The organism is Terrisporobacter mayombei (assembly GCF_020748465.1).
Classification (GTDB): Bacteria; Bacillota; Clostridia; order Peptostreptococcales; family Peptostreptococcaceae; genus Terrisporobacter; species Terrisporobacter mayombei.
This window is the reverse complement of record NZ_JAHZMP010000001.1, coordinates 415,542-429,162: the sequence shown is the minus strand read 5'-3', so window position 1 is coordinate 429,162 and position 13,621 is coordinate 415,542. Positions and strand designations below refer to the sequence as shown.

Genomic DNA, 13,621 nt, shown 5'->3' with positions numbered 1-13,621 from the left:
GAAAAATAAGGATAAAATATACATATGATTATTCATATGTGATTATGGATAAAAAGTAAAAAGTAAAGGAGCAACTTAAATGGCATATAGGGGAAAATACAATAATTGGATAGATAATAAATATTTTGATGAAAAAACTAGAGAAGAATTGATTAATTTAAAAGATAATGAAAAAGAAATAGAAGATAGATTTTACAAAGATTTAGAATTTGGGACAGCTGGACTTAGAGGGGTAATTGCAGCAGGAACAAACAGAATAAACAAATATACTGTTAGGAGAGCTACTTTTGGTCTAGCTAATTATATATTAAAAAATACTACTAAAGTAGAACAAGAAAGAGGAGTAGTTATAGCTCATGATAATAGATTTATGTCTAGAGAATTTTGTATAGAAGCTGCCAATACACTAGCAGCATGTAATATAAAAGCCTATATATTTAAAAGTTTAAGAACTACGCCAGAGCTTTCTTTTGCAGTTAGAAACTTAAATGCAATAGCAGGTATAGTTATAACGGCTAGCCACAACCCACCAGAATATAATGGATACAAGGTATATTGGGAAGATGGGGCACAAGTAATGCCAGAAATAGCAAATGCAATAACTGAAGAAATAAATTCAATTGAAGATTACTCAATAATACCTACACTAACTGAAGAAAATAAAGATTTAGTGAGAGTATTAGATGAAAAACAGGACACTGACTTTATTGAATCAGTTAAAATACAAGTAATAAGAAAAGAATTAGTTAAAAAAGTAGGAAAAGAATTTAAAATAGTTTATACACCACTTTGTGGAACAGGAAATGTACCAGTAAAAAGGGCATTAGAAGAAGTTGGATTTGAAAATGTTCTTATTGTAAAAGAAGAAGAGGTACCAGATTCAAACTTTGCAGGAATAGAATATCCAAATCCTGAAGACCAAAGAGCACTAACTAGAGGAATAGAACTTGCTAAAAAAGAAGGGGCTAATTTAGTAATAGCAACAGACCCAGATTGTGATAGAGTTGGGGTGGCTGTAAAAACTACTTCTGGAGATTATGCACTCCTTACAGGAAATCAAATTGGTGGAATGCTAACTAATTATATAATAGAAGGTCAAAAAGAAGAACATAAATTAAAAGATAATTCAGTGCTTATAAAAACAATCGTTACTTCTGAATTTGGTGCAGACGTAGCAAAAGCAAATAATGTGGAAGTTATGAATGTGCTTACAGGATTCAAGTTTATAGGTGAAAAGATAAAATATTTTGAAGAGAAAAATGATAAGATTTATTTATTTGGATACGAAGAAAGTTATGGTTACTTAGTTGGAACTCATGCAAGAGATAAAGACGGGGTAGTTGCATCTTTATTAATATCTGAAATGGCTGCATATTATTATTCAAAAGGCATGAGTTTATATGAAGGATTACAGGAGTTATATAAAAAATATGGATACTTCAAAGAAGAAACGATATCTTTAACTTTAGCTGGAATAGAAGGATTAGAAAAAATTGGGGAGATAATTTCTCATTTTAGAAATAATGATATAGAAAGTATAAACAATAAAAAAGTTGTTGAAGTTAAAGACTTCGCAAAGGGTATAGATGATTTACCAAAGGCAAACGTATTAAAATACTTCTTAGAAGATGAATCATGGATAGCTATTAGGCCTTCTGGAACAGAGCCAAAATTAAAGTTCTATGTAGCAGTAAAAGGTAATGATGAAGTTACTTGTGATAGTAAAGTATCCAGTATAAAGAAAAGTATAAACGAAATATTAAACAAATTAATGTAAAAAAAAATAATATTATAAGGGAGATATTCGTTTTCTTATGAAGTTTATAATAAAGTAAAGGAAAAGTAATGATTTTTGATTAAAAATATCAAAAGTTATTACTTTTTTTATATAATCATATTTGGTATTTTTACCTAGTATTCATATATATAAAGTTATATATTTAACTTTTTTTGATTGCAAATATTTGGTAATATATACTTTGCAACAAAAATTATATTTAAATAAAATAATATTTTATTGAGGAGATTAATTATTTTATCATCTAAAATAACTATTAAATGAGATGTTGAAAATCCATACTTAGAAACGACTTTAGAAAAAATATTTATTTATGGCGTTAAGTATTATTATTTTCATGTTAGGCTCTGAATCTGTTTTCTCTATTTTTACAATTAAAAAAACTTCTTTTTACGCTATATTAATCTCAGTGTGTATAACATATATATTATCATTAATTGTTATAGGGGTAAGTTTTATTGAATTATACATATATATAAATAAATCAAGAATATTAACTTAAAATAGGAAGGTATTTTATAGTATAGTTGATAATGATATACATAGCTTTATGCTTATTTGTAATAAAAAAGGAGATACTATTTATGCTAATAAAAAGATTAAAGACTATTACTTTAACTTAGAGTATAATGGAATGGAAAGTCTAAATTCTCTTTTTAATAATATATCTGATGAACTAGATAATAGTAATGAAGTATTAAAATCTCTTAATAAGACAGGTTCATGGAGGAAATTATAAAAAATAGATTTGATGAAATGATGTTATATTGTACTATGCAACTAGTAGAGAAACTTAATAATAAAGAGATAGCTATTTCGTGTATGGATATTTCTGATGATATAAAAAGGGAATTAGAATTGGAAAAGTTGAAAATATATACAAATGAAAAAACGGAATTGTCAGATATACATGAAGTATTAAGTATGAGTTAAAATGTAAAATATAAAAAAATAAAATTGTATTAATTATTATATTGAAATAGTAAATAAGAAAAATATAGAATAGGAGGGATAATATGAAAAATAGACTTAATAGTAAATTCCAGACATATAGTAAAAGAATGAAGTTTCTTATGGAATATTCTAATTATAGAGAAATAAACTCCAAAGCAGCTGAAATGTCATTTTATTTACTGTTATCTTTCTTTCCTTTTTTAATATTTACAATAAGTTTGGTGGTATATACACCCATAATTAAAATTAGCAAATATATATTTCTATTAAAGAAAATATTACCTTTAAGTGCTTTTAATATAGTATCATCATTAATGCAATCTGCCATAGAAAACAGAAGTTTTAGTTTTTTAATATTAAGTTTTATGTTAGCAATGTACACCATGTCTAGGGCAGTATTATCACTAATTAGAGGTATGAATAGATCTTATAATATTAGGGAAACCAGACCATATTTTGAGGTATTATTCATATCTTTAGTATTTGTAATAATGTTAGTTGTTTTGATTTTTACATCTATGATATTTTTAGTATTTGGTGAGAGGTTAGGTTCATTTTTATTTAATTTAATTGGCTTGGATCAATATTTTATGTATATTTGGAACCTTTGTAGATACGTGGTGGGAATTATAACTGTAATTATAATTTTAATGAACCTATATAGATTTACTCCTAATAAAAAATTGTCTTTTAAAGATGTATTACCAGGAGCTATAGTGTCTACTTTATGTTGGTTAGTAGCATCATTTTGTTACTCATTTTACACAAATAATTTTGCAAGATACGATATTATTTATGGGAGTTTAGGTGGAATTATCGTGCTTATGACCTGGGTTTATTTAAGCAGCTGGACCATATTAATTGGTTGTGAAATAAATGCAAGGCTATATAAAAGAAAAATAAGATAAACTTGTATCGTTTATAATTATTTTTCTTTTATATAGATTAATAAATTAAAAATTATCTTGACATTTAATAATAATTCTTATAATATTAATTTAATATAAATTTAGAGTTTAAAAGCGATGAATAGGAAGAGTAAATCTAATTCGATTACCAGAGAGAAAAGCTCATGGGCTGTAAGGCTTTTCAAATTAGAGGGATTGAAAACTACCTAGGAGCTGTGATCTGAAGTAATCTAATTGATTTCAGTAAGATTAACCGTAAGCTGCGTTAAAGCATTAAGTGGATTTTAAGTCAATTTAGGTGGAACCGCGGGAATATATCTCGTCCTTATTTATAAGGACGAGTTTTTTATTTAAAAAAATACAAATTAATATTTAAAAGCGATGAATAGGAAAAGTAAATCTAATTCGATTATCAGAGAGAAAAGCTCATGGGCTGTAAGGCTTTTCAAATTAGAGGGATTGAAAACTACCTAGGAGCTGTGATCTGAAGTAATCCAGTTGATTTTAGTAAGATTAACCGTAAGCTGCGTTAAAGTTTAAAGTGAGTTTTATTATGAATAAAACTAAATTGGGTGGAACCGCGAGAGACTCGTCCCTTTAGAGGAATTAGTCTCTTTTTTGATTGAGAAAAGTAAAATTTGTTTTTAAAGTAAAAAGGAGGTCTTAATATGAAAATAGCTATACTTGGATATGGAACAGTGGGAAAAGGTCTAGTACAAATGATTGAGGGAAATAAGAATAAAAGAAATATAGAAATAACAAGCATATTAGTAAGAGATAAAAATAAATACAAATCATCTAAATATGCGAATATAATAACTGAAAATATTGAAGATGTATTTAAAGAGGATATCGATATTTTAGTTGAGTTAATAGGAGGATTACATCCTTCATATGAATATATAAAAAGAGCATTAGAAAGTAAAATTAACGTAGTCACAGCTAATAAGGATATGCTAGCAGAGTATGGGGATAAACTTGTTAAGTTAGCAAAAGAAAATAATGTAAGTCTTAAATTTGAAGCATCTGTTGGTGGTGGAATACCAGTTCTTAAACCTTTAACAGAGTCATTAGAAGGTAATTCTATTGATAGTATGTATGCCATATTAAATGGGACAACAAACTTTATCTTAAGCAAAATGTATAATGAAGGTTTGTCTTATGATGAAGTATTAAAAGAAGCTCAAGAATTAGGTTTTGCAGAAGCAAATCCAGAAGCTGATGTGGAAGGATATGATGCAGCTAGAAAATTATCTATTTTATCAACTTTGGCTTACAATGGTAGAGTATATTGGAAAGACTTTTACTTAGAAGGTATATCAAAAATTGATATGAAGGATATTAATTATGCAAAACAAATGGGATGCAAAATTAAGTTAGTTGGTCAAAGTAAGAAGAAAAATGAAAAGGTTAGTGGTTATGTAAGACCTGTCCTTGTTGACAATAATAACTTATTATCTCAAATAGATAATGAATACAATATTGTTGTATTTAATGGAGATTCTATAGGAGAATTATCTTTTGTAGGTAAAGGAGCAGGAAAAGAACCTACAGGTAGTGCTGTTTATGCAGATGTTATGGATATATTTAACAATAGAATTGCTAAGATAGATCAATTTACAAAAGAGAAAATTGAAGTGGAAAAAACTATAAATAATAAGTGCCAAGCTTTATTAAGATTTAAATCTCCTAAAAAAGAAGAGATAATATCTCTTATAAATGCTTGTATAGATGAATATGATGTAATTGATGATAATGACGAATTGGCAGTTATGGTTTATGCAGGTTCTGAATATGAAATTAACAATATTTTATGTCTAATTAAGGATAAGGGATATTGTGAAGAGAGTAGAAAACTATTGAAAATTAGTTAAAGTAAAATAAAATATTATAATTCCCTTATAAAATTTTATAAGGGAATTTTTTGTAAAGATATAGTTACTAGAAAGTGCCTAATTGAGATTAAATTTTAATTTTATTATACTAATCACACTGATAATAAAATAATTTACTAAATGTAATTCTTTTAAATAATATTATTACTAAGTAAGTTAGAATTATAAAAATTATAAAAGGAGAAATATAAAATGGCTAAAATAATAAAAACAAATGAATTTGCAAATGTTGTAAAAAATAAAAAAGGAATAGTTGTAGTTGATTTCTTTGCAACTTGGTGTGGACCATGTAAAATGTTATCACCAGTATATAACTCATTGGCAGAGGAAATGGTAGATAAAGCAGATTTCTATAAAGTTGATATTGATGAGAGTATGGAACTAGCAGAAAAATTTGTTGTATCGACAGTTCCAACAGTAATAGTATTTAAAGATGGTAAAGAAATGGATAGACTAGTAGGCTTTATACCTAAAAATAATTTGATAGATAAAATTGGGTTATTTTTATAATATAATTATTTAATCATAAAAAGAGTTATTCCACTAATAGCTAGTGTAATAGCTTTTTTTGCTAGAAGTTTGTTTATTAAAAAGCACATTATATAAATTATAGTTTGAAAAATATTATAATGTAACAACATTATTTATAATGCATGTTATAAGTAGAAGCAGTGTGATGTAATAATAAAATCATATTTTCTATTGAATGATTAAATAGGTTACGAAAAAATGCCTAATTGAGACAATTTTTTATTTTTGTTATATTAAATATATAAGAACTAGATAATCTTATAATACTAATACATAAAAAGGGAGAGAGATGATGACAAAAAATATAAAATTAATAGCAGGATTAACAATAATGAGCATAGCGATGTCTATATCAGGTGTATATGTTAATAATCAATAAGGAATAGTAAACACGAGTGTTTTAAATATAAGAAGTGGACCAAGTACTAATTACACTGCATTAACTCAAGTTAAATTAGGTAATAAACTACAGATATTAGAAAAAAATAATGGGTGGTATAAAGTAAAGTTGTCAAATGGAATAATAGGTTATGGTAGTATAAAATATATAAATGTAAATAATTTAATCTCAGATAATAGTGTAAATATTATAGGAAAAAAAGGGCAGGTAAAAGTAAGGACTAGTCTTAATGTAAGAAAAGGACCTTCTGAAAATTATGCAGTAATTTCGAGGTTAAGAAATAATGATATAGTAGATTTATTGGAAAAAAGTAATGGATGGTATAAAGTTAAACTATCTAATGAATCTACTGGATGGGCAAGTGGAGATTATATATCTATATACGCTGGTTCTAATTCCCAAACAGAATCAAGTACCAACAATTCAAGCAATATATCAAAAGCACAAGCAATAGTTAAAACAGCTCATGAACAATTAGGGAAGCCTTATGTTTGGGTGCAGAAGGTCCAAATAGTTTTGACTGCTCGGGTTTAGTTCATAAAACATAAAGTACAAACTCCAAGGGTGTCTAGAGACCAATACAAAGTAGGTAAATCTGTAAGTAAATCAAATCTACAACCAGGAGATTTAATTTTTTCAAGCACAAGATCTGATGGAACTGTAACACATGTGGGAATTTATGTAGGAAATAGTCAAATGATACATGCGCCAAATTCTAAAAGTGTTGTAAAAAAGGTTGATATAAACAATAGTTATTGGAACAGCGTGTATGTTGGAGCTAAAAGGATATTATAATATAACAATTTATAGGAGACTAAATATGAGATACGATATAGCAGTAGTAGGAAGTGGACCAGCAGGTCTAGCAGCATCATTAAATGCAAAAATAAGAAATAAAAATATAATAATATTTGGAAGCAATGGTGCTAGTGTAAAAATTACAAAAGCACCCTCAGTAGAAAATTATTTAGGATTTGAAGAAATAAGTGGAATAGAATTAAAAAATAAATTTATATCACATGTAAATAGCATGGGAGTAGAAATTACAGAAAAAAGGATAAACAACATTTACAGTATGGGAGATTATTTTACTTTAGTAAGTGGAGATGATATGTATGAAGCTACAACTGTTGTTCTTGCTACTGGAGTAGAATATGGAAAAATGATTAAAGGTGAAGAAGAATACTTAGGAAAAGGTGTAGGATATTGTGCAACTTGTGATGCTGCTCTATATAGAAATAAAAAAGTTGCAATCATAGGTAGTAATCATGAGGGAGAAGAAGATGCTAATTTCTTGAGTGAAATAGCAAGTGAAGTTTATTATATACCAACATATAAAATGACAAATAAACTTAACGAAAGTATACAAATAATAGAAGATAGAGCGAAAGAAATAAAAGGCGATAAGTTAGCTAATAAATTATTACTTAGAAATCAAGAATTAGAAGTAGATGGAATTTTTGTAATAAAAGATAGTATATCACCAAAATATATGGTACCTGGGGTAGAAGTAGATGGACCCCATATAAAATGTGATAAAGATATGAAAACAAATATAGAAGGTTTATATGTAGCTGGAGATTGTGCAGGTAAGCCATATCAATATTTGAAATCAGCAGGACAAGGACAAACCGCTGTATTAAGTGCAATTTCATATTTAGACAAAAAAAGAATAGAAGAAAAAAATAGTATATAAAAATAATTTAGGGAGATTGTGATGGAAAAATTAAATTTAATAGTGGTGTTTACAGAAGGATTGCTATCCTTTTTATCACCATGTATATTGCCAATATTACCAATATAGTTAAGTATGCTATCCAATAGTAGTATTGAAGATATGAAAAATGGTAGCTTTATAAAAAGTGCCTTATTTAGAAATACATTGTTCTTTACGCTTGGAATATCAACTACATTCTTTATACTAGGCTCATCTGTAAATGCACTAAGTTCATTTTTTAGTGCAAATAAAAGCTTAATTATGGTGATAGGTGGAACTATTATAGTATTCATGGGGCTATTTTATATGAATATAATAAAAGTGAATTTTCTTAATAAAGATAAAAGATTTCAAATGAAAGCTAAAAAAATGACTCCAATATCTTCATTTTTATTAGGATTTACTTTTAGTTTTGGTTGGACTCCATGTATAGGTCCTATACTTGCATCTGTACTTATCATGTCTTCTAGTTCGAAAAGTGCAGCATCATCTTATTTATTAATAGGAGTATATACCATAGGATTTATCTTACCATTTATAATAATGTCATTATTCTACAATAAACTTGTAAATACTGTAGATAAAATGAAAAATCATATGGATGCTATAAAGAAATTTGGAGGTATAATTCTTATTATTTCAGGTTTGTTAATGTTTTTTAATGGATTTACTAACAATATGAATACATCTAAAAAGGAAATGCAAAATAAGACAGAAAGTAGTCAAGGTGCAAATACTAATAAAGAGGACGAGAAAATACAAGCTTTGGACTTTGATTTATATGATCAATATGGAAAAAAACATAAGCTTAGTGATTATAAGGGAAAGACAGTATTTTTAAATTATTGGGCTACATGGTGTCCTCCATGTAAAGGAGAAATGCCTTATATAGAAGAGTTATACAAAGAATATAATAAAAATAAAAATGATGTGATAATACTTGGTGTAGCATCTCCAAATTTAGGTAATGAAGGAAGTAAGGAAGATATAGAAAAATTTCTAAAAGAGGAAGGATATACATTCCCTGTGGTATTTGATGAAGGAGGAAGTCAAATATACGGATATGGAATAAGTTCATTCCCATCTACATTTATAATTGATAAAGATGGATATATAACTAAATATGTTCCAGGAGCAATGGATAAAGAAACTATGAGAAATCTTATTGAAGATAAATAATAAAATATAGAAGAGCTGTTTTACAAATAATTTTAAATTAAATGTAACAGCTCTTTTTTAAGCAAAAAAGTGTATCGCACTATTCTTAGCACGATATCACCTTTTTACTAAAATTTCTTTATTTCTTTTTTATCAAATAATTTGTTGCTTATTAAGTCTATATAAGGCTTATTAACAATGTATGATGCAGATAAATAGACTCTTCTTTTATCTTGTCTTTGCCAAAGTCTAAACTTAAGATTTTCTTCATTTTTGAAAAAGTTTTTATAGTAAAATTCAACTTTTTCTAATATTCTAGCTTCTTCTTCGTTTACTTTTACTTCAGCTAAAATTTCTTGGATTCTCTCAGTAATTCTTTTATCAGAAAGGTAAGACAAACATAATTGAAATTGGAATTTATAGTCTACATCTTTGTACTCCTCATAAATAGATTTGGCCATTTTATGAGCTTCTTTGTATATGTCATCCATTTCATAATCTCCTTCCATGATAATTTAGTATTCTACAACCCTTTATATATATTATTAGATAGAAATAATATTAATTCCCTTAAATATAAATAAATGTAAGAATTGAGAAGTTTTTTTGAAGCTATAACTTAAAAAATTATAAAATATTCAGAAAATTCTAAAAAAATATATTGACGTAGGTTTAACTCTAGTATATTACTACTAATAAGTTAAATAATTGGAAAGCTAAGAATAGAAGTAGTAAGAATTTTGAAGTTTACAGAGAGCCAAAGTTTGGTGGAATTTGGTATCGGATTGTTGTAAAGGGAACTTATTAAAGTTAACTAGAGTGGTACCGCGAGAGTTAAACCTCGTCTCTAAATATAGAGATGAGGTTTTTTATTTCTAGAAATGTTTAAAACTTACAAAAAGTATAATTTTATATTGAATACAATGTACAAAAGTTAAATTTTGAAAATAATTAAAAAATAGTGGAATTTTATTTAAAAATAAGGAGGAGTTTTTTATGAATTTTGATTGTAAAAAATATAAAAAAATAAATTTTCAGCCTAAAAATTTTAAGAATAGACAATGGCCGGATAATGAAATAAATATGGCGCCAATTTGGTGTTCTGTTGATTTAAGAGATGGTAATCAATCATTACCTATTCCAATGAGCGTTTTTGAAAAATTGAAATGTTTAATATGTTAATTGAAGTTGGATTTAAAGAGATTGAAATAGGATTTCCTTCAGCTTCTAAGACAGAATACAATTTTTTGAGAAAATTAATAGATGAAGCTTTAAATGGATGTAAAAAAGCAATTGTTCATTTGTATAATTCAACATCTATACTTCAAAGAGATGTGGTATTTAATAAAAGTAAGAAAGAGATCATAGATATAGCAATCGAAGGAGCAGCCATAGATAAAGTAGGCGATCCAAACTTTAGTTGAATGTAAAAAAAGTGATGCAGTATTACTTGGAGCTGTTGGAGGACCTAAATGGGATAATATTGAGCCTTCCATAAGACCAGAAAAAGGACTTCTAGATTTAAGATCAGAACTTAATTTATTTGTAAATTTAAGATCAGCAACAATGCATGAAAGTTTAAAGGAATTATCGCATCTAAGAAGTGATATAGTAGAAAAAGGAATAGATTTTGTTGTAGTTAGAGAGTTAACAGGTAGAATTTATTTTGGAGAAAGAAAAACAGAAGTAATAGATAATGTAGAAGTAGCTTATGATGTGGAAAAATATGATGAAAATGAAATCCGAAGAATAGAAAGAAAAGCTTTTGAAACTGCTAGAATTAGAAATAAAAAATTAACTTGTGTAGATAAAGCAAATGTTCTTGATAGTTCTAAACTCTGGAGAAAAATAATGAATGAATTAAGTGAAGGATATAAAGATATTGAACTTAATTTTATGTACGTAGATAATGCTGCCATTCAGTTAATAAAAAACCCTAGTCAGTTTGATACAATAGTTACTAATAACATATTTGGAGATATTATTTCAGATGAAGCTTCAATGATAACAGGTTCTATTGGAATGTTGCCATCTGCATCATTAAGAGATGATAAGTCTGGAATGTACGAACCAATACATGGAAGTTCACCAGATATTGCAGGTCAAAATAAAGTAAATCCAATTGCCACAATATTATCAGTAACTATGATGCTTAGATACTCATTTTATTTAGAAAAAGAAGCAAAAAAAATAGAAGAAGCTGTTACGAAAGTACTTAATAAAGGATATGGAACGATAGACATATATAATGGGATAGGAAATGTTATAGGTACGAAAGAGATGGGATATTTAATAGCGAATGAAATATAAATAATTTAAAATAAAGCATCTTTCAACTTACTAATATTAATAAGTATGAGGGGTGTTTTATTTATATTTAACCCTTTATAAAATAAAAAATTATATTACCTGAATTATTGTTGACATCTAGTTTGTAAATAGATAGGATTATTTTTATATAGAATAAAATAGGGGAATATTTGATCTATTGCATAGTTATCATAGGAGGAGTAAAAATGGAAGTATTAAAAAAATCTCAGTTTAAAAATGTAGAAACTGAAAAAGCAGTAAAGGTACAAGTAAGAGAAATATTAAATGATATAAAACTTAATAAAGATATTGGAGTAAGAAAATATAATTTTCAGTTTGATAAAAATCCAAGATTAAGATACAGAGTTACTAGAGATGAAATAGTAAAAGCATATAAACAAGTAGATATTAAATTTATTGAAGATGTTAAAATTGCAGTAAAAAATATTGAAGAGTTTGCAAAAGTTCAAAAAGAAAGCTTTGAAAATAACTTTGAAAGAGAAATTTATCCTGGTGTAATACTTGGTCAAAAACATATACCTATAGAATCAGCATTAGCTTATGTACCAGGTGGAGGATATCCGCTTTTTTCTACTGCGCTAATGTTAATTATTCCAGCTAAAATTGCAGGAGTTAAAAGGGTTTGTGCTTGTTCACCAACTATGAGAAATAGCAAAGATATAAATCCGAAAACTCTAGTTGCAATGGATATAGCAGGAGCGGATGAAATATATGCTGTTGGAGGAGTTCAAGCAATAGGAGCATTTACATATGGAACAGAAAGTATTAAGCCAGTGGACATTATTGTTGGACCAGGAAACAAATATGTAACAGAAGCTAAAAGACAATGTTATGGAAATGTTGGAATAGATTTTGTGGCAGGACCAAGTGAAGTTTTAATTATAGCAGATGAAACTGCAAATGCTGATTATATTGCAGCAGACGTTTTAGCACAATGTGAACATGATTATAGTGCTAGAGGTATTTTAATTACTACAGATAAAAAATTGGGAGAAGTAGTTTCTAAAAAAGTAGATGAAATTTTAAAAAATCTTCCTACAAGAGATATAGCAGTATCATCATGGAGAAACAATGGAGAAATAATATATGTTGATACTTTAGATGAAGCAGTCAAACTTAGTAATAAATATGCACCAGAACATTTAGAAATAAGCTTAAAAAATGAAGACGAAATAATAGACAAACTAATAAATTATGGGTCTTTATTTGTAGGAGGGTTATCAGCTGAAGTTTTTGGTGATTATGTGTCAGGAACAAATCATACATTACCAACTCTTAGAGCGTCTAGATATACAGGTGGAGTATGGGTTGGAACATTTATAAAAACATGTACCACTCAAAGATTAAGTCAAAAAGCAGTAGATTTATTAGCACCAGTAGCGCATGATTTAGCTGTTGAAGAAGGATTATATGCCCATGCAAATGCGGCTAAAGTAAGGATTAAATAATACATAAATCTGGGAGGAAATATGAATAGTTTATTATGGGAAGAAGCTATTAGATTTCATGGTCATGAATGTCCAGGGTTAGCTATTGGAATAAAAGCTTGTGAAGCAATAATAAGCAAAATGAATATAAAGCCAAATAAAGATGAAATTATATGTATAACTGAAAATAATACTTGTCCAGTAGATGGAATAAAGTATGTTTTTGGATGTGGTTATGATAAAAAGAACTTATTTTATAAAGAAAGTGGAGAATTGGCTTTTAATATTTTTAATACTAATAATAGTGATAGTTTAAGGGTTATTTATATAGGAAAAAATAATACTAATTCAAAAGATGAGTATACAAAATATATTCTAAATGGAAATATAGATGAATTATTTGATTTTTCTGAAGTAAAATACAGCTTAGACTAAGTATTATTTTCTAAAATTATATTATTGAACAATGTATTATTACACCTACATAACCTTGTTGTTGTGG

Annotated in this window: 16 protein-coding genes and 2 other annotated features; of the genes, 15 read left to right on the top strand and 1 reads right to left on the bottom strand. The window is 27.3% G+C overall.

Translation table 11 applies throughout. The features are described from left to right. Positions 1 to 79 precede the first annotated feature (79 nt). The 10 genes from K0039_RS02165 (at position 80) to K0039_RS02120 (ending at position 9,382) form a co-directional block, all read left to right on the top strand. The gene (locus tag K0039_RS02165) at positions 80 to 1,777 is read left to right on the top strand and encodes a phospho-sugar mutase (protein WP_228103415.1); all 1,698 of its coding nucleotides are present in this window, start codon (positions 80 to 82) and stop codon (positions 1,775 to 1,777) included. 571 nt (positions 1,778 to 2,348) lie between these two features. Next, complete coding sequence (locus tag K0039_RS02160) at positions 2,349 to 2,537, top strand: hypothetical protein (RefSeq protein ID WP_228103414.1); 189 nt, start codon at positions 2,349 to 2,351, stop codon at positions 2,535 to 2,537. Next, positions 2,522 to 2,731 (top strand): hypothetical protein, encoded by a 210-nt coding sequence (locus K0039_RS02155; protein WP_228103413.1) that lies wholly within the window; start codon positions 2,522 to 2,524, stop codon positions 2,729 to 2,731. Before K0039_RS02160 ends, K0039_RS02155 begins: the two co-directional genes overlap by 16 nt. A gap of 83 nt (positions 2,732 to 2,814) precedes the next feature. Next, on the top strand, positions 2,815 to 3,660 hold the full coding sequence (locus tag K0039_RS02150) for a YihY/virulence factor BrkB family protein (protein WP_228103412.1): 846 nt from the start codon (positions 2,815 to 2,817) through the stop codon (positions 3,658 to 3,660). 108 nt (positions 3,661 to 3,768) lie between these two features. After that, positions 3,769 to 3,990 (top strand) — a binding site (T-box leader). A gap of 42 nt (positions 3,991 to 4,032) precedes the next feature. Then, positions 4,033 to 4,260: a binding site (T-box leader), on the top strand. 68 nt (positions 4,261 to 4,328) lie between these two features. After that, on the top strand, positions 4,329 to 5,534 hold the full coding sequence (locus tag K0039_RS02145) for a homoserine dehydrogenase (protein WP_228103411.1): 1,206 nt from the start codon (positions 4,329 to 4,331) through the stop codon (positions 5,532 to 5,534). Between the two features lie 213 nt (positions 5,535 to 5,747). Then, the gene (gene trxA, locus K0039_RS02140) at positions 5,748 to 6,065 is read left to right on the top strand and encodes a thioredoxin (RefSeq protein WP_228103410.1); all 318 of its coding nucleotides are present in this window, start codon (positions 5,748 to 5,750) and stop codon (positions 6,063 to 6,065) included. Between the two features lie 403 nt (positions 6,066 to 6,468). Next, complete coding sequence (locus K0039_RS02135; RefSeq protein ID WP_228104171.1) at positions 6,469 to 7,020, top strand: SH3 domain-containing protein; 552 nt, start codon at positions 6,469 to 6,471, stop codon at positions 7,018 to 7,020. 3 nt (positions 7,021 to 7,023) lie between these two features. Beyond that, complete coding sequence (locus K0039_RS02130) at positions 7,024 to 7,281, top strand: C40 family peptidase (protein WP_228104170.1); 258 nt, start codon at positions 7,024 to 7,026, stop codon at positions 7,279 to 7,281. Positions 7,282 to 7,306: 25 nt separating this feature from the next. Beyond that, positions 7,307 to 8,182, top strand: a complete 876-nt coding sequence (locus tag K0039_RS02125) for an NAD(P)/FAD-dependent oxidoreductase (protein ID WP_228103409.1) — start codon at positions 7,307 to 7,309, stop codon at positions 8,180 to 8,182. 141 nt (positions 8,183 to 8,323) lie between these two features. Then, positions 8,324 to 9,382, top strand: coding sequence for a redoxin family protein (locus K0039_RS02120; RefSeq protein WP_334307950.1), 1,059 nt, complete (start codon positions 8,324 to 8,326; stop codon positions 9,380 to 9,382). Positions 9,383 to 9,489: 107 nt separating this feature from the next. Here K0039_RS02120 and K0039_RS02115 read toward each other — a convergent pair whose 3' ends face one another. Continuing rightward, a complete protein-coding gene (locus K0039_RS02115; RefSeq protein ID WP_228103408.1) occupies positions 9,490 to 9,852 on the bottom strand; it encodes a hypothetical protein in 363 nt (120 codons plus the stop codon). 505 nt (positions 9,853 to 10,357) lie between these two features. On the opposite strand from K0039_RS02115, the gene K0039_RS24410 reads away from it, so the two are divergent. The 5 genes from K0039_RS24410 (at position 10,358) to K0039_RS02095 (ending at position 13,554) form a co-directional block, all read left to right on the top strand. Then, positions 10,358 to 10,543, top strand: coding sequence for a hypothetical protein (locus K0039_RS24410; RefSeq protein ID WP_331476649.1), 186 nt, complete (start codon positions 10,358 to 10,360; stop codon positions 10,541 to 10,543). Beyond that, positions 10,528 to 10,785, top strand: coding sequence for a hypothetical protein (locus K0039_RS24405; protein ID WP_331476647.1), 258 nt, complete (start codon positions 10,528 to 10,530; stop codon positions 10,783 to 10,785). The genes K0039_RS24410 and K0039_RS24405 overlap by 16 nt, the downstream gene beginning before the upstream one ends. Then, a complete protein-coding gene (leuB, locus tag K0039_RS02105; protein ID WP_331476714.1) occupies positions 10,769 to 11,671 on the top strand; it encodes a 3-isopropylmalate dehydrogenase in 903 nt (300 codons plus the stop codon). The genes K0039_RS24405 and leuB overlap by 17 nt, the downstream gene beginning before the upstream one ends. Positions 11,672 to 11,877: 206 nt before the next feature. Next, a complete protein-coding gene (gene hisD / locus K0039_RS02100; protein ID WP_228103407.1) occupies positions 11,878 to 13,140 on the top strand; it encodes a histidinol dehydrogenase in 1,263 nt (420 codons plus the stop codon). Between the two features lie 21 nt (positions 13,141 to 13,161). Beyond that, positions 13,162 to 13,554 (top strand): formylmethanofuran dehydrogenase subunit E family protein, encoded by a 393-nt coding sequence (locus tag K0039_RS02095; protein WP_228103406.1) that lies wholly within the window; start codon positions 13,162 to 13,164, stop codon positions 13,552 to 13,554. Positions 13,555 to 13,621: the final 67 nt, after the last annotated feature.

What these genes read in the sequence shown, in the direction of transcription:
- K0039_RS02165 (WP_228103415.1), top strand. Translation starts at nt 80, where the DNA reads ATGGCATATAGGGGAAAATACAATAATTGGATAGATAATAAATATTTT.
- K0039_RS02160 (WP_228103414.1), top strand. Translation starts at nt 2,349, where the DNA reads ATGCTTATTTGTAATAAAAAAGGAGATACTATTTATGCTAATAAAAAG.
- K0039_RS02155 (WP_228103413.1), top strand. Translation starts at nt 2,522, where the DNA reads ATGGAGGAAATTATAAAAAATAGATTTGATGAAATGATGTTATATTGT.
- K0039_RS02150 (WP_228103412.1), top strand. Translation starts at nt 2,815, where the DNA reads ATGAAAAATAGACTTAATAGTAAATTCCAGACATATAGTAAAAGAATG.
- K0039_RS02145 (WP_228103411.1), top strand. Translation starts at nt 4,329, where the DNA reads ATGAAAATAGCTATACTTGGATATGGAACAGTGGGAAAAGGTCTAGTA.
- trxA (WP_228103410.1), top strand. Translation starts at nt 5,748, where the DNA reads ATGGCTAAAATAATAAAAACAAATGAATTTGCAAATGTTGTAAAAAAT.
- K0039_RS02125 (WP_228103409.1), top strand. Translation starts at nt 7,307, where the DNA reads ATGAGATACGATATAGCAGTAGTAGGAAGTGGACCAGCAGGTCTAGCA.
- K0039_RS02120 (WP_334307950.1), top strand. Translation starts at nt 8,324, where the DNA reads ATGAAAAATGGTAGCTTTATAAAAAGTGCCTTATTTAGAAATACATTG.
- K0039_RS02115 (WP_228103408.1), bottom strand. Translation starts at nt 9,852, where the DNA reads ATGGATGACATATACAAAGAAGCTCATAAAATGGCCAAATCTATTTAT.
- K0039_RS24410 (WP_331476649.1), top strand. Translation starts at nt 10,358, where the DNA reads ATGAATTTTGATTGTAAAAAATATAAAAAAATAAATTTTCAGCCTAAA.
- K0039_RS24405 (WP_331476647.1), top strand. Translation starts at nt 10,528, where the DNA reads ATGTTTAATATGTTAATTGAAGTTGGATTTAAAGAGATTGAAATAGGA.
- hisD (WP_228103407.1), top strand. Translation starts at nt 11,878, where the DNA reads ATGGAAGTATTAAAAAAATCTCAGTTTAAAAATGTAGAAACTGAAAAA.
- K0039_RS02095 (WP_228103406.1), top strand. Translation starts at nt 13,162, where the DNA reads ATGAATAGTTTATTATGGGAAGAAGCTATTAGATTTCATGGTCATGAA.